The sequence below is a fragment of the Actinomycetospora sp. NBC_00405 genome (genome assembly GCF_036044095.1).
Lineage (GTDB): Bacteria > Actinomycetota > Actinomycetes > Mycobacteriales > Pseudonocardiaceae > Actinomycetospora > Actinomycetospora callitridis.
This window is the reverse complement of the sequence record NZ_CP107938.1, coordinates 4,865,689-4,882,766: the sequence shown is the minus strand read 5'-3', so window position 1 is coordinate 4,882,766 and position 17,078 is coordinate 4,865,689. Positions and strand designations below refer to the sequence as shown.

Genomic DNA, 17,078 nt, shown 5'->3' with positions numbered 1-17,078 from the left:
ATGGCTGAGTGATGTGGCTCGAGTGCGACCGCACTCACTGCCACTGTCGCCGGGGGCCTCGAGGACGTTAGGGGATTTCCCGGGAACCACTCGTCAGGGTCGTTGCGGGCCGTCGCAGGCAACCGACACGACTCCCGCACGTCGGGCGGTGGCGGCGTGGAGAGGGAGGACGGGATGGGCGAACGCGTGGTCGTCGTCGGTGGGGGCTTCGCCGGCGCGAGCGTGGCGCGGCGGCTGGAGAAGGTCGCGCCGGCCGCCGACATCCGCCTCGTCTGCCCCGACGACTACATGCTCTACCTCCCGCTGCTGCCCCAGGTGGCGGCCGGCGTGCTGCCGCCACGGGCCGCGGTGGTGTCGCTGTCGCGGCGGCTGAGGCGCGCGATGTTGCTGCCCGGACGGGCGACGGGCGTCGACCTCGACGCGCGCCGGGTGCTCGTCCACAGCATCACCGGCCGCGACCACGTGCTCGCCTACGACCGGCTCGTGCTCGCGCCGGGCAGCGTCACGAAGGTCATGGCGATCCCGGGGCTGCGGGAGTACGGGCGGGGGTGCAAGACCCTGGCCGAGGCCACGTTCCTGCGCGACCACGTCCTGACCCAGCTCGAGGTCGCCAACGCCTCCACCGACCCCGACGAGCGCGCGCGGCGCTGCCGCTTCGTCGTCGTGGGCGGGGGCTACGCCGGGGTCGAGACCGCGGCGAACATGCAGCTGATGACCACCGCCCTCGCACGGCGGTTCCCCCGGCTCGACCCGTCGCTCATGCAGTGGCATGTCGTGCAGCACCACGACGGGCTCCTGCCCGGCATGGGCAACCGTCTCGGCGACGACACCCGTCGGGTGCTCGAGGCGCGCGGGGTCCACGTCGATCTCGTCACGAGCCTGACCGCCGCCGACGACGAGTGCGTGACGCTCTCCGACGGACGCCGTCTCGCCACCTCGACCCTCATCTGGACCGCCGGCGTCGCGCCCAGCCCGCTCGTGGGGCACCTCGACGCCGCGATCGAGCACGGCCGGCTGGTCGTCGGGGCCGACCTCGCGGTGCCCGGGCGCCCGGAGGTGTTCGCGCTCGGCGACGCCGCGGCCGTCCCCGACCTCGCCACCGGCGGCGGCGCGACCTGCCCGCCCACCGCGCAGCACGCCACCCGGCAGGCACCGGTGGCCGCCGACAACGTCGCGGCGAGCCTCGCCGGACGACCGACCCGCGACTACCGTCACCGCGACCTCGGGCTCGTCGTCGACCTCGGCGGCAGCGACGCCGTCGCCAAGCCCCTGGGGTTCGACCTCGCCGGCCTGCCGGCCGCGGCGGTGACCAGCGCGTACCACCTCTGGGCGCTCCGGTCGCCCGCCGCCGTCGCCCGTGTCGCCACGAGCTGGGCGCTGCGGGCGGTGGAGGGTCAGAACCCCGTGCGGCTCGGCTTCCTCACCGGCCGCAGCGGGCGCCTCGGGGAGTTCGAGCACACCGACGACTACCTCGACGCGGCCCAGGTGCGTGCCGCGATCGCCGCCGTCCCGGGCTGAGCCAGGTCGCTCCGGGCGCCCGCGACGAGGGGCTCGACGTCGAGGCCCAGCGCGCGCAGGAGCCGCGGCGCGTCCTCGGCGTCGTCCGCGAGGACACCGAGCAGGAGGTGCCGCACGTCCACCGCCGGCTCGGCGGCCTCGTCGGCCAGCCGGAGCGCCGTGGCGAGGGCGAACACGGCACCGGGGCGCCACGGCCGGTTCCCGGGATCGCGGTAGCCGACGCCGGAGGCCGCCAGCCACGCACGGGCCCGGTCGAGGTCGAGGCCGTCGAGCAGTCCGCCGCCGTGGTCGCGCTCGTCGCGCGCGAGGGCGAGCAGGAGGTGCGCGGTGCCGAGACGGGTGTCGCCGCAGCGGGCCGCCTCCTGCTCGGCACGGACGAAGACGCGGGTGGCCCGGGCGGTCTGGCGTGAGCTGAGGTCCATGGACCCACCGTGGCGGCGGCGTCGGCGGTGCGCCTCGGGGTCGGCCCCCGATCGACGTCGGGGTTCCTCACCACTCCTTGGCGTAGTAGTAGCTCGGTTCCGTCGCCCCGGGTTCGATGGAGTCGTAGCCGTGGGCGGCGTAGAAGCGCCGGGCGTCGGTGTCCTCGCCGTCGACGTTGACCTCGACGATCCGGCCGCCGCGGTCCGCGGCGAGCGCCTCGACGGCCTCGATCAGCGCGTGCCCGATCCGCCGGCCGCGGAGGTCGGGGCGCACGTAGAGCTCGTCGAGCAGGGCCACCGGCGCGTCGAACCAGACGTTGGGCCGGAACGACACGACGGCGAACCCGTCGGGCGGGTCGCCGTGGAGCAGGGCGACGAGGTCGTCGCCCGCCAGGAGCGTCCGCAGCCGCCCGGCCAGGACGTCGGCGCCGGGAGTCGGGGTGTCGAACTCCGTGTTGAAGTCGTGGAGCAGCGCCCCGACCGTCGCGGCGTCGGCGACCCCGGCCCGCCGGACGTCAGCCACCGGAGCCGTAGCGACGCGTGATGACCTCGAGGTGGTGGCCCGCGGGGTCGTCGAAGTAGAGGCCGCGGCCGCCGTCGTTCGTGTTGAACTGCCCGGGCCAGCGCTGGTGCGGGTCGGCCCAGTAGGTGATGCCGCGGTGCTCCAGCCGGGCGTGGATCACGTCGAAGTCGTCCTCGCCGACGCGGAACGCGACGTGCTGGCCGGGGAAGTCGATCGGCGGGGCGGCGTAGTCGATCGTGAACGTCTCGTCGACGTCGACGGCGAGGAACGGGCCCGCCTCGTAGGGATCGGGCAGCCCGAGGATGTCGGCGAGGAACTGGGCGGACTCGCGGGCGTCGTGCGCGGCGAGCGCGAGGTGGTCGATACGAACAGCCATGGGGTGTGGACTCCAGGGCTCCGGCGCCTCCATCCGCCGGTCTGACACCGGCCCGGACGCGACGCTGACGACGATCTCAGCGCTGATCCCTGCGACGCGTCAAGAGCCCGGCGAGCGGGTGGAGTTGCTGACGTTGACCGTCAGCGTGGCCCCCAGGCTGACACGCCCCGCGTGTCGTCCCGGCGACGATGTGGAGATCCTGGCGTTCAGTGCCAGCGAGGCCGCAGGGTCTGCACGGCTCAGGGGCGGGCCAACGCCTCGAGGCGGGCGATGCGGTCGTCGAGGGGCGGGTGGGTGGAGAACATCCGCGAGAGGCCCTCGCCCGGGCGGAACGGGTTGGCGATCATCAGGTGCGACTGGCTGACCAGCTGCGGGTCCGGCGGCAGCGGGGCGACGGCGGTGCCGTACTGCAGTTTGCGCAGCGCCGAGGCCAGGGCCAGCGGGTCGTGGGTGAGCGACGCGCCGCTGGCGTCGGCCTGGTACTCGCGAGACCGGCTGATCGACATCTGCACGATCGCCGCCGCGAAGGGCCCGATGATCGCGACGGCCAGCGTCGCGAGGAGGTTGCGGTTGCCGCCGAAGAGCTGGGCGGCGAGCACGAGGTAGGTCACGACGCTCGACAGCGCGCCCGCCACCGACGAGATGAGGATGTCGCGGTTGTAGACGTGCGAGAGCTCGTGCCCGAGGACACCGCGCAACTCGCGCTCGTCGAGCAGCGTGAGGATGCCGGTGGTCGCGCACACCGCCGCGTGGCGAGGGCTGCGCCCGGTGGCGAACGCGTTGGGCGCCTCGGTGGGGCTCACGTAGAGGCGGGGCATCGGCTGGTGCGCGTCCGTCGCGAGCTCGCGCACGATGCGGTACATCGCGGGCTGCTCGGCCTCGCTCACCGGCCGCGCGTGCATCGCGCGCAGCGCCAGCCGGTCGGAGAAGAAGTACGAGTAGCCGTTGACGCCCAGGGCGACGACGAGCGCGACCAGGAGGCCCGTGCGCCCGAACAACGAGCCGATGACCAGCACGATCGCACTGAGCACGCCCAGCAGCAGCGCGGTCTTCAGTCCGTTGCGCACCCTGCTCCTCCTCGCCCGTGTTCCACTCGGGACAACGTCGCGGCGAGGACCCCCGTTCCCGCGCGCGCTCACCGCGCGGCGCGTGCCGCCTCGATCACCTCGCGGCTCGCGCCGAGGGCCTCGAGGTCCTCGGGGCGGCTGTGGCGCAGGAAGTGCTCGGCGCCGACCTTCACGAACAGCGCCCGCGCCGTGCCGGCCACCTCGCCGTCCAGCTCTCCCAGGTACGCGACGCCCGAGGTGTAGACCTTGCGCCCCGCGACCGCGTCGACCCGGCTGCGCAGCCACAGCGTCGTCCCGACCGGCACCGGGCGGCGGAAGTCGGTCTCCATCCGCGCCGTGACGGCGGCGCGCGTGACCTGCGTGTGCGCCGTGCCGAGGGCATCGTCGAACGCGGTCATCAGCAGGCCGCCGTGCAGCAGCCCCGGCCCGCCCTGGTGCTCGTCGAGGACGTCGAAGCGGCTGCGCACCGACACGCCGTCGTCCTCGACCCACGACGCGATCCGCAGGCTGCCCGGCACGTCCGCGCATCCGCGGCACCTGGAGTGGTGCTCACGGGTGCGCTCGCCGGGAGCGGGCGCCTTGGGGCGCCGCTGGGGCGCCTCGGCGTCCGCGGGCGGTTCGATGGAGATCGGCACGCGCCGCACGTTACCGACGCGGACGACTCCGGGGCCGCGAGCCGCGTCACGCAGGAGCATGCTGGCCGTCATGGCCGATCCGGATGTCCGCATCGAGCGCCTCGACGGCGCAGGTGGCAAGACAGCGCTCCTCACCGTGTCCGACCCGAAGCGCCGCAACGCCATGACGGGCGCGCTCTCCGAGCGGCTCGTCGCCGTACTCGAGGAGGTCGGGGCCGACGAGCGGGTCGGCGCCGTGGTGATCACCGGGGACGACGACCCCAAGCCCGCCTTCTGCGCCGGCGGCGACCTCGACGAGCTGGCCGCGGCCGGCGAGGCGGGCCCCGACGCGCTGCAGCACATCTACGCCGGCTTCCTCGCGCTCGCGGAGTGCCCGCTGCCGACGTTCGCGGCCGTCGACGGGCCCGCGGTCGGCGCCGGACTGAACCTCGCCCTCGCCGCCGACGTGCGCATCGCGGGCGAGACCGCCCGCTTCGAGCCCGGCTTCCTGCGCCTCGGCGTGCACCCCGGTGGCGGCATGACGTGGATGGCGCAGCGGATCGTCGGGCCGCAGGTGACGACGGCGATGCTGCTCGGCGGCGAGGGCCTCGACGCCGCGCGGGCCGCCGAGCTCGGCCTGGTGCTGCGCGTGGCGACCGGCGAGGGCAGCGACGGGCGCTCGGCGGCCGTCACCGACGCCCTGCGCATGGCCGCGACCGCGGCGGCGGCGCCCCGCGAGCTCGTCGTCGCCACGAAGGCGAGCATCCGTGCGACGCGACAGCTGGACCGGCACCGCGACGCCGTCGCCGTCGAGGTGGGGCCGCAGCTGGAGTCGCTGCGCTCGGACGGCTTCCGCGAGGGCCTCGCCCGGGTGCGGCAGGCGACCGGCAAGAGATGACCCGTGCCACCAGGGCGAACAGCCCTGGTGCGTGACGTGCCTGTTTCGGTCCAGCGTGTGACCCACGACCAGCCGCCGGTGATCGCACCGAAGGTGAGGTTAGCCTGGGTGGTCCGCTCTTCTTCAGAGGACGAATCGATGAGGACGCGAAGGGACGCGATCGCTCGATGAGCACTGACACCGACGTCGGGCCGGCCGGGCGGGAGGTGCGCCAGACCCATCGGGTCGTCATCCGCTTCGCGGGCGACTCCGGTGACGGCATGCAGCTCACCGGCGACCGGTTCACCTCGGAGGCCGCGGCGTTCGGGAACGACCTGGCGACGCTGCCCAACTTCCCCGCCGAGATCCGGGCCCCTGCCGGCACGCTGCCCGGGGTGTCGAGCTTCCAGCTCCACTTCGCCGACTACGACATCCTCACCCCCGGCGACCGCCCCGACGTGCTCGTGGCGATGAACCCGGCGGCGCTCAAGGCGAACATCGAGGACCTGCCGCACGGCGGGATGCTCATCGTCAACACCGACGAGTTCACCAAGCGCAACCTCGCGAAGGTCGGCTACGAGTCGAACCCCCTCGAGGACGACTCGCTGGAGCCCTACACCACGCACGAGGTCGCGATGGCGACGCTGACGCGCGGTGCGCTCGAGCCGACCGGCATGAGCAAGAAGGACGCCGAGCGTGCGAAGAACATGTTCGCGCTCGGGCTGCTGTCCTGGATGTACCACCGCGGCACGGACGCCACCGAGCAGTTCCTGCGCGAGAAGTTCGCCAAGAAGCCCGACCTCGCCGAGGCCAACATCCTCGCGTTCCGGGCCGGCTGGAACTACGGCGAGACCACCGAGAGCTTCGCGGTCACCTTCGAGGTCGCCCCGGCGCGCCTCGCGGAGGGCACCTACCGCCAGATCACCGGGAACCTCGCGCTGGCCTACGGCGTCGTCGCCGCCGGTCTGCAGGCGAAGCTGCCGGTGTTCCTGGGCACCTACCCGATCACGCCGGCCTCCGACGTCCTGCACGAGCTCTCCAAGCACAAGGGCATGGGCGTCACGACGTTCCAGGCCGAGGACGAGATCGCCGGCATCGGCGCCGCGCTCGGCGCGTCGTTCGGCGGCTCGCTGGGCGTCACGTCGACGTCCGGGCCGGGCGTGGCGCTCAAGTCCGAGACGATCGGCCTGGCGGTGGCGCTCGAGCTGCCGCTGCTGATCCTCGACGTGCAGCGCGGCGGCCCGTCGACCGGTCTGCCCACGAAGACCGAGCAGGCCGACCTGCTGCAGGCCATGTACGGGCGCAACGGCGAGGCCCCGGTGCCGATCATCGCGCCGCAGTCCCCCGCGGACTGCTTCGACGCCGCCCTCGACGCGGTGCGGATGGCGCTGACCTACCGCACGCCGGTCTTCCTGCTCTCCGACGGCTCGATCGCCAACGGCTCCGAGCCGTGGCGCGTGCCCGACGTCGAGTCGTTGCCCGACCTGTCGACCACGTTCGCCACCGAGCCCAACGCGCCCGACGGGTCCGGAGAGTTCTGGCCCTACCTGCGCGACCCCGACACCCTCGCCCGCCCCTGGGCGATCCCGGGCACCGCGGGGCTCGAGCACCGCATCGGCGGCCTGGAGAAGGCCGACGGGCGGGGCACGATCTCCTACGACCCGGACAACCACGACCGCATGGTCCGGCTGCGCCAGGCGAAGATCGACGGCATCCCGGTGCCGGACCTCACCGTCCACGACCCCGACGGCGACGCCGAGGTCCTGGTCATCGGCTGGGGCTCGTCGTACGGCCCGATCGGCGCGGCCTGCCGCCGCGTGCGGGCCGCGGGCATGTCGGTGGCCCAGGCGCACCTGCGCCACCTCAACCCCATGCCCCGCAACCTCGGCGACGTGCTGCGCTCGTACCGCCGTGTCGTGGTGCCGGAGATGAACCTCGGCCAGCTCTCGATGCTGCTGCGCGCGAAGTTCCTCGTGGACGCGCACTCGTACACGAAGGTCGCCGGCCTGCCGTTCCAGGCCGAGGAGCTCGCCGGTGTGCTCACCGACGCCGTGAAGGGAGACCTGCCCGCATGACCGGCCCAGGAACTTCTCTGGCACAGGATCTGCCGATGCCGCTCGGTGGTCTGGACCTCGTCCCGACCACCGACGACACCCAGAAGGCCAAGGACTACACCTCCGACCAGGAGGTGCGCTGGTGCCCGGGCTGCGGCGACTACGCCGTGCTCGCCTCGGTGCGCGGCTTCCTGCCCGAGCTCGGGCTCAAGCGCGAGAACATCGTGTTCGTCTCGGGTATTGGCTGCTCGTCGCGCTTCCCGTACTACCTCGACACCTACGGCATGCACTCGATCCACGGGCGCGCGCCGACGATCGCGACGGGCCTGGCCGTCACGCGCCCGGACCTCTCGGTCTGGGTCGTCACGGGCGACGGCGACGCGCTGTCGATCGGGGGCAACCACCTGATCCACGCGCTGCGCCGCAACATGAACATCACGATCCTGCTGTTCAACAACAGGATCTACGGGCTGACCAAGGGCCAGTACTCGCCGACCTCCGAGGTCGGCAAGGTCACCAAGTCCACGCCGATGGGCTCGGTCGACGCGCCGTTCAACCCGGTGTCGCTGGCGCTCGGCGCCGAGGCGACGTTCGTCGGGCGGGCGCTGGACTCCGACCGCAAGGGCCTCACCGAGGTGCTGCGCCAGGCCGCCGCCCACCGCGGCGCGTCGCTGGTCGAGATCTTCCAGGACTGCCCGATCTTCAACGACGGCTCGTTCGACGTCCTGCGCAAGGGCGACGACGTGGCCGAGCGGCTGATCAAGCTGGTCGACGGCGAGCCGATCCTCTTCGGCAACGACGGCGAGTACGGCGTGGTCCGGTCCGACACCGGCGGGCTCGAGGTGGCGAAGGTCGGCGGACCTGACGGGGTCGGCGAGGACGCGGTCGTGATCCACCGCGCCGGCGAGGAGGACCCGACGCAGTCCTTCGCGCTCTCGCGGCTCTCCGACCAGGACCTCACGCACACCGTCACCGGCATCTTCCGCAAGGTCGACCGCCCGACCTACGACGACGGCGCCCGCGCCCAGGTCGAGGCCGCGACGGAGCAGGCCGAGCAGCGGGGCGACAACCTCGAGGCCCTCCTGCGCGGCAAGGACACCTGGGCGGTCATGCCGGAGCCCGAGAACGAGCAGTAGCTTGGCTTCGCCTCGTGGGTGCTCGTCCGTGCCACGGCCCGGACGAGCACCCACAGGATGACGCCCCCGGTGAGCCGCTCGGCCACCGACGAGCCCGAGACGGACACCGCGGCCGGCGCAGGACGCGGCTATGCCGCCGCGGTCGGCGCGTACGTGCTGTGGGGCCTCTCGCCCGCCTTCTGGCCGCTGCTCGCGCCGGCCGACGCGGTGGAGTCCGTCGCCCACCGCGTGGCGTGGACGTTCCTCGGCATGCTCCTGGTGATCACCGTCGCCCGGCGCTGGGTGGACCTGCGCGGGCTGTCCTGGCGCACCTGGGCCCTGATCACCGCGGGCTCGGTGCTGATCGCCGTCAACTGGGGCACCTACATCTGGTCGACGACGCACGGCCACGTCGTCGACGCCGCCCTGGGCTACTACGGCACGCCGTTGGTGTCGGTCCTGCTCGCGGTCGTCGTGCTGCGCGAGCGGCTGCGCCCCGTGCAGTGGCTCGCCATCGGGCTCGCCACGGCGGCCGTCGTGGTCCTGACCGTCGGCACCGGCCAGCTGCCGTGGATCACCCTGACACTCGCTGTCAGCTTCGGGCTGTACGGGCTGGTCAAGAAGCGGGTCCCGCTCGAGCCGATCCCGGGGCTGACCGCCGAGGGCTTCCTGCTCGGCCCGCTCGCGATCGTCTTCCTCGTCGGGCTCCAGATCACCGGCGCCGGCACGTTCACCGGGTTCGGCGCGGGCCACGCGCTGCTGCTCGTCGCCGCCGGGCCGGTCACGGCGATCCCGCTGCTGCTCTTCGCCGCCGGTGCCCGCCGCCTGCCCCTGGCCACCCTGGGCGTGCTGCAGTACATCAACCCGACCCTGCAGTTCCTGTGGGGCGTGGTCGTCGCCGGCGAGCCCATGCCGGTATCGCGGTGGGTCGGCGTCGGCCTCGTCTGGGCCGCCCTGGCCCTCTTCACCGCCGATGCGCTCCGCGCACGTGAGTGACATGGGTCGTCAGGACGACCCATATCACTCACGTGGGCCGGAGGCCCATCAGCCGGTGCGGGCGACGGTGTAGTCGAGGAGCGCGGCGAGGGCGCGGCGGGCGGGGCCGTCCGGGAGGGCGGCGAGCTCGGCGCGGGCGGCGTCGGCGCGGGCGTCGAGGGCCGCGCGGGCCTCGTGCAGCCCCGCCGAGCCGCGCAGCAGCTCCAGGGCCTCGTCCACCTCGTCGTCGGCCAGCTCCCGGCTCCCGACGCCCAGGGCCCGCAGGCGCGCCACCTCGGGACCGTCCCCGGCCAGCGTGTAGAGCACCGGCAGCGTCGCGACGCCCTCGCGCAGGTCGGTGCCCGGGGTCTTGCCCGAGTCCCCGGACGGCGAGGCGATGTCGATGATGTCGTCGGAGACCTGGAAGACCGTCCCGATGATCTCCCCGAAGCGCCGCATGGCCGTGACGTGCTCGTCCGGGGCGCCCGCGAACATCGCCCCGAAGCGGCCCGAGGTGGCGATCAGCGAGCCGGTCTTCTCGGCCACGACCGCCAGGTAGTGCTCGACGGCGTCCTCGCCCTCGCGGGGCCCGCGGGTCTCGCGCATCTGGCCGGTGACGAGCTCGGCGAACGTCTCGGCGATGATCCGCACGGCGTCCGGCCCGAGCTGGGAGACCAGCCGCGAGGCGTGGGCGAACAGGTAGTCGCCGGTGAGGATCGCGACGGTGTTGTCCCACCGGGCGTTGGCGCTCTCGGCGCCGCGGCGCATCGTGGCCTCGTCCATGACGTCGTCGTGGTAGAGCGTCGCCAGGTGCACGAGCTCCACCGACGTCGCGGCCACCACGACGTCCTCGGAGGTGCCGCCGGCCAGCTGGGCGGCGAGCAGCGTCAGCAGGGGCCGGAAGCGCTTGCCGCCGGCCTCGATGAGGTGCAGTGACGTGTCGGTGACGAAGCGGTAGTCGCTGTGCACCTCGCGGCGCAGCAGCTCCTCGACCCGGTCGAGGCCGTCGCTGGTCGCGGCCGCGAGATCGGGATCCCCGATCGGCAGGCCGGCGACCTGGGTGAGTTGGGGGCCGGTCACGCGTCAGCCCAGGAAGGACAGGCCGTCGGCCCATCCGAGGACGGCGGTCGGCACGATGCCGAGCAGGAGGGTCACCACGACCCCCAGTGTGATCGCCACCGTCGTGAACGGGCCAGGCACGCTGACGGTCGGGCCGTCGGCGGCCGGCTCGGAGAAGTACATCAGCACGATCAGCCGCAGGTAGAAGAACGCGGCCACCGCGCTGACCACCAGGGCCACGATGACCAGCGGCGCCATGCCGTCGGCGAGGGCCGCGGCGAACACCGCGAACTTGGCCGTGAAGCCACTGGTCAGCGGGATCCCGGCCAGGGCCAGCATGAGGAAGGTCACCGACGCGGCGACCACCGGCGCGCGCTTCCCGAGGCCCGCCCACGCCGACAGGTGCGTCGCCTCGCCGTCGGGGCCGCGCACCAGCGACACCAGCCCGAACAGGGCGACGGTCGTGAAGCCGTAGGCGAGCAGGTAGAACAGCGTCGCCGAGAGGCCCTGCGGGGTGATCGCCATGGCGCCCAGCAGCAGGAAGCCGGCGTGCGCCACCGACGAGTAGGCGATCATGCGCTTGACGTCGGTCTGGGTCAGCCCGAGCACCGCGCCGATCACCATCGAGGCGATCGCGACGACCCACAGCACCCCGCGCCACTCCCACACCGTGGAGCCGAACGCGACGGTGAACACCCGCAGGATCGCGCCGAACGCGGCGACCTTCGTGCAGGCGGCCATGAACGCGGTCACCGAGGTCGGCGCGCCCTGGTAGACGTCGGGCGTCCACGTGTGGAACGGGCCCACCGAGGCCTTGAAGAGCAGCCCGACCACCAGCAGGGCGAGCCCGCCGAACAGCAGCGAATCGGGGCGCAGCGAGCCCGCGGCGGCCAGCGAGATGTCGGAGAGCTTCACCGAGTCCGCGTAGCCGTAGAGCAGCGCGAGCCCGTAGAGGAAGAACGCGGACGAGAACGCGCCGAGCAGGAAGTACTTGACCGCCGACTCCTGGCTCATCAGCCGCCGGCGCCGCGCCAGCCCGCAGAGCAGGTAGAGCGGCAGGCTCAGCACCTCGAGCGCGACGAACATCGTCAGCAGGTCGTCGGCGGCGCAGAAGACGAGCATGCCGCCGAGCGCGAAGAGCACGAGGGCGTAGATCTCGCTCTGGCTCTCGACGGGGGCCTGCGCACGACCCGGCCCACGACCCGACCGCCCGGTGCGACCGCCGCCGCCCGAGGACCGCGCCGACGACGACCCGCCCGCGCGGGCGCCGACGGCGACCCGCTGCTCGGCGGCCTCGGCCTCCCCGAGCGCCACCGGGTCGGCGAGGAACGCCCCGCCGGGCTCCACGGAGCGGTCGGCGAGCAGCAGCACACTGGGCACCGCGAGGGCCAGCAGCGTGCCCCAGAGGAACAGCGCGGGCCCGTCGACGGCCAGCGCGCCGGCGAGCGTCGACACCGGCGCCGCGCCGGACGTCGCGCGCACGATCACGGCGACGAGCGCCGCGGCCACCACGGTGAGCGTCAGGCCGAGCTGGGCGCGCCCACGCACCCGCAGCGGCAGCAGCGCCTCGAGCAGCACCGACACGCACGCGCCGCCGAGCACGATCAGCACCGGCGCGAGCGCGCCGTAGTCGACCGACGGGAAGGCCTGCCCGGTCATCGCGCCACTCCGTTCGGGGTCACCGGGTCGGCGACGCCGACCTCGGCCATGGTCGCCGACACCGCCGGCTCGAGGACCTCGAGGACCGGACCGGGGAAGAAGCCGAGCACGAGGATCAGGGCGACGAGCGGGGTCAGCACCGCGACCTCGCCGCGGGTCAGGTCTCCGAAGCGCGCGGTGAGGTTGCGCGCCGAGGGGTCGTCGGCGTCCCCATCGGGAGACGAGGAAGCCATGACCGCCGCGGAGGCGGCCCCGGGACCGTCACCGACGACCGCCGAGCCCCGCAGCGGCCCCGTCATCACGCGCTGGAACACCCAGAGCATGTAGAGCGCGGCGAAGACGATGCCGACGGTCGCGATCACGCTGAACACGGGCTCGCGGGGGAACGCCCCCAGCAGGACCAGGAACTCGCTGATGAACGAGTTGGTCCCGGGCAGGGCGATGGTGGAGAGGCCGGCGATGAGGAACATGCCCGCCAGCAGCGGGGCGATCCGTCCGACCCCGCCGTACTCGGTCATCGACGCCGTGCCGCCGCGACGGATCAGCAGGCCGACGACCAGGAACAGCATCGCGGTCGAGATGCCGTGGTTGACCATGTAGAGCGCCGAGCCCGCGATCGACTGCGACGAGAACGCGAAGATGCCGAGCGCGATGAAGCCGAAGTGCGCGATCGAGGTGTAGGCCACGAACCGCTTCATGTCGGTCTGCACCGCGGCGAGCAGCGAGCCGTAGACGACGCCGATGACGGCGAGCGTCAGCAGCAGCGGGGCGAGCTCGCGGGACGCCGCCGGGAACAGCGGCAGGTTGTAGCGCAGGAACCCGAAGGTGCCGACCTTGTCCAGCAGGCCGAGCAGGATCACGCCGCCCGCGATCGGGGCCTCGGCACCGGCGTCGGGCAGCCACGTGTGGAACGGCACCAGGGGCGCCTTGATCGCGAACGCGGCGAAGAACCCGAGGAACAGCGGGATCTGGGTGGAGAGCGGGAGCTGCGCGGCCATCCCCTGCAGGGCGGCCCAGTCGAACGTCCCCTGGCCCAGGCGGGTGTCGCTCGCGACGAACAGCCCGATGACCGAGGCGAGCATGATCAGCCCACCGAGGAACGAGTAGAGGAAGAACTTCACCGCGGCGTACTGGCGGCGCGGCCCGCCGAAGCGCCCGATGAGGAAGTACATCGGGATGAGCATCGCCTCGAACAGCACGTAGAACAGGAAGACGTCGGTCGCGGCGAACACGCCGACCAGGACCCCCTGCGTGGAGAGCATCAGCGCGGTGAAGCCCGCGCCGGTGCGGCCCGCGGGCAGCTTCTCGGACCACGCGAACCACAGCACGATCGGCACCAGCACCGCGAGCAGCGCGATCATCGTCAGCGCGATGCCGTCGAGACCGAGCGCGAAGCGCGTGCCGAACGCCGGGATCCACTCCGCCGACAGCTCGGCCTGGAAGCGCGGCGTGCCGGGCCCGGTGCGGAACCCGGCCCACAGCACGATCACGAGCACCAGCGAGACCACCGAGAGCGCCAGACCGAGGATCTTCGCGGCGCGGTCGAGGTCCTCCCGGCGGGCCATCGCGCCGACGACGGCGGCGCCGACCAGCGGCAGGAGCAGCAGGACCAGCAGGACGGCGCTCATCCGGGGAACCCGCCGACGGTGAGCAGGGCCGCGACGAGCACGACGGAGCCTCCCAGGATGGTCAGGGCGTAGGTACGGACGAAGCCGGTCTGACTGCGCCGGAGCCGGCCGGACGTGCCGCCCAGCAGGGCGGCGGTGCCGTTGACGGCGCCGTCGACGCCGCGGTTGTCGACGTAGACCAGCGCGCGGGAGAGCCAGATGCCCGGGCGGGCGATGAGCTTCTCGTTGACCGCGTTGGCGTAGAGGTCCGCGCGCGCGGCCCGCACCGGCAGGCTCACCCGCTCCGGGCGCTCCACCGGCACCGGGTGGCGGCCCACGACCAGGTAGGCGACGCCGGCGCCGACGAGCATCAGTGCCGTGGCGAGGTACGGGATCAGGCCGACGTAGAACACGGCCGGGACGTCGTACGGCTCGATCGTGGGGCCGATCGAAGCCTCCAGGTAGTGGGCCAGGCGCTCCCCGCCGACGAGGAACGCGCCGGCGCCGGCCGAGCCGATCGCGAGCAGCACCATCGGCGCCGTCATCGAGGCCACCGACTCGTGGGGGTGGTAGTGCTCGGGCGGGTCCTCGAGGTCCGAGGCGTCGACGCGCCGCGGGTGCAGGTCCCGCCAGCGCTCCTCGCCGAAGAACGTCATGAGCATCAGTCGGGTCATGTAGAACGCCGTCAGCCCCGCCGCGAGCAGGGCCGCGACACCGAGGATCCAGCCGGCCACGGGGCCCGCGGTCAGGGCGGCCTCGATGATGAGGTCCTTCGTGTAGAAGCCCGACAGGAACGGGAAGCCGATCAGGGCCAGGTAGCCGAGGGTGAACGTCCAGAACGTCACCGGCATGTGGCGCCGGAGGCCGCCGTACCGGCGCATGTCGGTCTCGTCGGCCATCCCGTGCATCACCGAGCCGGCCCCGAGGAACAGGCCCGCCTTGAAGAAGCCGTGGGTGAGCAGGTGGGCCAGCGCCGCCGCGTAGCCGACCGGGCCGAGCCCGACCGCCAGCATCATGTAGCCGATCTGGCTCACCGTGGAGTAGGCGAGGACCTTCTTGATGTCGTCGTAGGCGCAGCCGATGATCGCGCCGATCACCAGCGTGATGGCGCCGACGATCGTCACGACGAGCTGGCCGACCGGCGCGAGGTCGTAGAGCGGGTTCGACCGTGCGATGAGGTACACGCCGGCGGTGACCATCGTCGCCGCGTGGATGAGGGCCGAGACCGGGGTCGGGCCCTCCATGGCGTCGGGCAGCCAGGCCTGCAGGGGGAACTGGCCGGACTTGCCGCACGCGCCGAGCAGCAGGAGCAGGGTGATCGCGATCAGCGCACCCGGCGAGATCTCCCCGGCCCGGGCGAACACGTCGGCGTACTGGGTGGTGCCCAGCTCCAGGAACAGGATGAAGATCGCCAGCGCCAGGCCGACGTCCCCGACCCGGTTCATGAGGAACGCCTTCTTCGCGGCGCTGCCCGCCGACCGGCGTCCCGTGTAGAAGCCGATGAGCAGGTAGGACGCGAGACCGACGCCCTCCCAGCCCAGGTAGAGCGTCACGAACCCGTTGCCGAGGACCAGCACGAGCATCGCCGCGACGAACAGGTTGAGCTGCGCGAAGAACTTCCGCCGGTTCGGGTCGTGGTCCATGTAGCCCACGGAGTAGATGTGGATCAACGACCCGACACCCGTGATGAGCAGCGCGAACGTCAGCGACAGCGGATCGATGCGCAGGCCGAACTCGACGTTCAGGGCCCCGACCGCGATCCAGTCGTAGATCGGCAGGTCACGGACCCGCTCCTCCGCGGGCAGCGCCAGCGACCCGACGAAGAGCACCACGGCGAACAGGAACGACAGCACGACGGTGGCGACGCCGAGCAGGTGGCCCCACTTGTCGGTGCGCTTCCCGCCGATGAACAGCACCAGGGCGCCCAGCGCGGGCAGGGCGACCAGCACCCAGGCCGCCGAGGCCGCGCCGCCCTCGACCGGGACGACCGGCGGCAACGGGACGGCCGTCGTCAGGCTCGACACGACTCGTGTCCCCCTCAGTACTTCAGCAGGTTGGCGTCGTCGACCGAGGTCGTCCGGCGCGTACGGAAGATCGCCATGATGATCGAGAGCCCGACGACGACCTCCGCCGCGGCCACGACCATGACGAAGAAGGCCATGATCTGGCCGTCGAGCGACCCGTTGATGCGCGAGAACGTGACGAGCGTCAGGTTCACGGCGTTGAGCATGAGCTCGATGCACATGAAGACGACGATCGCGTTGCGGCGCACGAGCACGCCGACCGCACCGATCGCGAACAGCAGCGCGGAGAGCAGCAGGTAGATCGTGGGGCTCATCGGGCCCCTCCCTCGTGGGTGCCCTCGTGCAGGCGGTCGTGGGTGCTCCCGGCGCCCGCCTCCGCGCCGTCGCCGTCACCGCCGCGCAGGGACCGGGCGGAGACGTCGGTCGCCGGGCCGGTGTCGCTGCGGACGTCGGCGATGTCGGCGTCGAGACGCTCGCGCCGCGTCGACTCGATGATCTTCGAGAGCGAGGCCGGGGCGACCGAGCCGTCGGGGAGCAGCGCCGGGGTGGCCACGGAGTCGGCGGTCGCGAAGACGCCGGGGCCGGAGCGCGACCCGTACTTCTCCAGCGGACCCCGCAGGCGCTCGACGACCCGCTCGCGCTGGCTCGCCTGCTTGCGACGGGCCTGGCCGGCGAACGTGTAGACCATTGCGCCGACCGCCGCCGTGATGAGCAGCGCCGAGGTCAGCTCGAAGGGCAGCAGGTAGTCGCGGAAGATGCTCGTCCCGAGCGCCTGCACGTTGCCGCGGGCCTCGGGGCCGTAGCCGGGGCCGAGCCCCACCGGGCCGATGGTCGTCAGCGTCTCGGCGACGGCGGCGACGGTCAGGCCGCCGAGGCCGATGCCGAGAACGGCCGCCGCGAGCCGCTGCCCGCGCAGCACCTCGACGACGGAGTCGGACGCGTCGCGCCCGACCATCATCAGCACGAACACGAACAGCATCATGATCGCGCCGGTGTAGACGATGATCTGGGTGAAGCCCAGGAACGGCGCCTGCTGGACCATGTAGAGGATCCCGAGCGACAGCATGGTCATCACCAGCCAGAGCGCCGAGTGCACGGCGTTCCGCGAGAAGATCATGCCGAGCCCGCCGGCCAGGGCCACCGGGCCGAGGATCCAGAACGCCACCGACTCGCCGGTGGTCATCTCCC

16 protein-coding genes are annotated in these 17,078 nt (G+C 72.8%); 5 read left to right on the top strand and 11 right to left on the bottom strand.

Annotated features, from left to right (window positions below; genetic code table 11):
- The first annotated feature begins 174 nt into the window (after positions 1–174).
- On the top strand, positions 175–1,518 hold the full coding sequence (locus OG774_RS24165; RefSeq protein ID WP_328304910.1) for an NAD(P)/FAD-dependent oxidoreductase: 1,344 nt from the start codon (positions 175–177) through the stop codon (positions 1,516–1,518).
- On the opposite strand, the gene OG774_RS24160 is transcribed toward OG774_RS24165, so the two are convergent.
- The 5 genes from OG774_RS24160 to OG774_RS24140 form a co-directional block, all read right to left on the bottom strand.
- Complete coding sequence (locus OG774_RS24160; RefSeq protein ID WP_328304909.1) at positions 1,467–1,940, bottom strand: Clp protease N-terminal domain-containing protein; 474 nt, start codon at positions 1,938–1,940, stop codon at positions 1,467–1,469. The two genes, OG774_RS24165 and OG774_RS24160, sit on opposite strands and share 52 nt — an antisense overlap.
- Positions 1,941–2,007: 67 nt before the next feature.
- The gene (locus OG774_RS24155) at positions 2,008–2,463 is read right to left on the bottom strand and encodes a GNAT family N-acetyltransferase (protein WP_328304908.1); all 456 of its coding nucleotides are present in this window, start codon (positions 2,461–2,463) and stop codon (positions 2,008–2,010) included.
- Positions 2,456–2,839: a VOC family protein gene (locus tag OG774_RS24150; RefSeq protein ID WP_328304907.1), complete on the bottom strand. Its 384-nt coding sequence runs from the start codon at positions 2,837–2,839 to the stop codon at positions 2,456–2,458. The genes OG774_RS24155 and OG774_RS24150 overlap by 8 nt, the downstream gene beginning before the upstream one ends.
- Positions 2,840–3,078: 239 nt before the next feature.
- Positions 3,079–3,906: a zinc metalloprotease HtpX gene (gene htpX / locus OG774_RS24145; protein WP_328304906.1), complete on the bottom strand. Its 828-nt coding sequence runs from the start codon at positions 3,904–3,906 to the stop codon at positions 3,079–3,081.
- Positions 3,907–3,974: 68 nt separating this feature from the next.
- Positions 3,975–4,541, bottom strand: a complete 567-nt coding sequence (locus OG774_RS24140) for a PaaI family thioesterase (protein WP_328304905.1) — start codon at positions 4,539–4,541, stop codon at positions 3,975–3,977.
- A 70-nt stretch (positions 4,542–4,611) separates the two neighbouring features.
- Between OG774_RS24140 and OG774_RS24135 the strand changes: the two genes are divergently transcribed.
- The 4 genes from OG774_RS24135 to rarD all read left to right on the top strand — a co-directional run bounded on the left by OG774_RS24135 (position 4,612) and on the right by rarD (position 9,562).
- Positions 4,612–5,418, top strand: coding sequence for an enoyl-CoA hydratase-related protein (locus tag OG774_RS24135; protein WP_328304904.1), 807 nt, complete (start codon positions 4,612–4,614; stop codon positions 5,416–5,418).
- Positions 5,419–5,585: 167 nt separating this feature from the next.
- The gene (locus tag OG774_RS24130) at positions 5,586–7,472 is read left to right on the top strand and encodes a 2-oxoacid:acceptor oxidoreductase subunit alpha (RefSeq protein ID WP_328304903.1); all 1,887 of its coding nucleotides are present in this window, start codon (positions 5,586–5,588) and stop codon (positions 7,470–7,472) included.
- 35 nt (positions 7,473–7,507) lie between these two features.
- Positions 7,508–8,587: a 2-oxoacid:ferredoxin oxidoreductase subunit beta gene (locus OG774_RS24125; protein WP_328304902.1), complete on the top strand. Its 1,080-nt coding sequence runs from the start codon at positions 7,508–7,510 to the stop codon at positions 8,585–8,587.
- 57 nt (positions 8,588–8,644) lie between these two features.
- Positions 8,645–9,562, top strand: coding sequence for an EamA family transporter RarD (gene rarD / locus OG774_RS24120; RefSeq protein WP_328304901.1), 918 nt, complete (start codon positions 8,645–8,647; stop codon positions 9,560–9,562).
- A 48-nt stretch (positions 9,563–9,610) separates the two neighbouring features.
- On the opposite strand, the gene OG774_RS24115 is transcribed toward rarD, so the two are convergent.
- From OG774_RS24115 to OG774_RS24090, 6 genes are read right to left on the bottom strand one after another with little or no spacing between them, the layout of a single operon-like run.
- The gene (locus OG774_RS24115) at positions 9,611–10,621 is read right to left on the bottom strand and encodes a polyprenyl synthetase family protein (RefSeq protein ID WP_378014982.1); all 1,011 of its coding nucleotides are present in this window, start codon (positions 10,619–10,621) and stop codon (positions 9,611–9,613) included.
- A 3-nt stretch (positions 10,622–10,624) separates the two neighbouring features.
- The gene (nuoN, locus tag OG774_RS24110; protein WP_328304900.1) at positions 10,625–12,259 is read right to left on the bottom strand and encodes an NADH-quinone oxidoreductase subunit NuoN; all 1,635 of its coding nucleotides are present in this window, start codon (positions 12,257–12,259) and stop codon (positions 10,625–10,627) included.
- Positions 12,256–13,887: an NADH-quinone oxidoreductase subunit M gene (locus OG774_RS24105; protein ID WP_328304899.1), complete on the bottom strand. Its 1,632-nt coding sequence runs from the start codon at positions 13,885–13,887 to the stop codon at positions 12,256–12,258. The genes nuoN and OG774_RS24105 overlap by 4 nt, the downstream gene beginning before the upstream one ends.
- A complete protein-coding gene (nuoL, locus tag OG774_RS24100) occupies positions 13,884–15,890 on the bottom strand; it encodes an NADH-quinone oxidoreductase subunit L (protein ID WP_442873908.1) in 2,007 nt (668 codons plus the stop codon). Before nuoL ends, OG774_RS24105 begins: the two co-directional genes overlap by 4 nt.
- A gap of 14 nt (positions 15,891–15,904) precedes the next feature.
- Positions 15,905–16,204 carry an NADH-quinone oxidoreductase subunit NuoK gene (nuoK, locus tag OG774_RS24095; protein ID WP_328304898.1) on the bottom strand — a complete coding sequence of 100 codons (300 nt, stop codon included), beginning with the start codon at positions 16,202–16,204 and terminating at the stop codon, positions 15,905–15,907.
- A complete protein-coding gene (locus OG774_RS24090) occupies positions 16,201–17,073 on the bottom strand; it encodes an NADH-quinone oxidoreductase subunit J (RefSeq protein WP_328311124.1) in 873 nt (290 codons plus the stop codon). The genes nuoK and OG774_RS24090 overlap by 4 nt, the downstream gene beginning before the upstream one ends.
- Positions 17,074–17,078: the final 5 nt, after the last annotated feature.

What these genes read in the sequence shown, in the direction of transcription:
- OG774_RS24165 (WP_328304910.1), top strand. Translation starts at nt 175, where the DNA reads ATGGGCGAACGCGTGGTCGTCGTCGGTGGGGGCTTCGCCGGCGCGAGC.
- OG774_RS24160 (WP_328304909.1), bottom strand. Translation starts at nt 1,940, where the DNA reads ATGGACCTCAGCTCACGCCAGACCGCCCGGGCCACCCGCGTCTTCGTC.
- OG774_RS24150 (WP_328304907.1), bottom strand. Translation starts at nt 2,839, where the DNA reads ATGGCTGTTCGTATCGACCACCTCGCGCTCGCCGCGCACGACGCCCGC.
- OG774_RS24135 (WP_328304904.1), top strand. Translation starts at nt 4,612, where the DNA reads ATGGCCGATCCGGATGTCCGCATCGAGCGCCTCGACGGCGCAGGTGGC.
- OG774_RS24130 (WP_328304903.1), top strand. Translation starts at nt 5,586, where the DNA reads ATGAGCACTGACACCGACGTCGGGCCGGCCGGGCGGGAGGTGCGCCAG.
- OG774_RS24125 (WP_328304902.1), top strand. Translation starts at nt 7,508, where the DNA reads ATGCCGCTCGGTGGTCTGGACCTCGTCCCGACCACCGACGACACCCAG.
- rarD (WP_328304901.1), top strand. Translation starts at nt 8,645, where the DNA reads ATGACGCCCCCGGTGAGCCGCTCGGCCACCGACGAGCCCGAGACGGAC.
- nuoN (WP_328304900.1), bottom strand. Translation starts at nt 12,259, where the DNA reads ATGACCGGGCAGGCCTTCCCGTCGGTCGACTACGGCGCGCTCGCGCCG.
- OG774_RS24105 (WP_328304899.1), bottom strand. Translation starts at nt 13,887, where the DNA reads ATGAGCGCCGTCCTGCTGGTCCTGCTGCTCCTGCCGCTGGTCGGCGCC.
- nuoK (WP_328304898.1), bottom strand. Translation starts at nt 16,204, where the DNA reads ATGAGCCCCACGATCTACCTGCTGCTCTCCGCGCTGCTGTTCGCGATC.
- OG774_RS24090 (WP_328311124.1), bottom strand. Translation starts at nt 17,073, where the DNA reads ATGACCACCGGCGAGTCGGTGGCGTTCTGGATCCTCGGCCCGGTGGCC.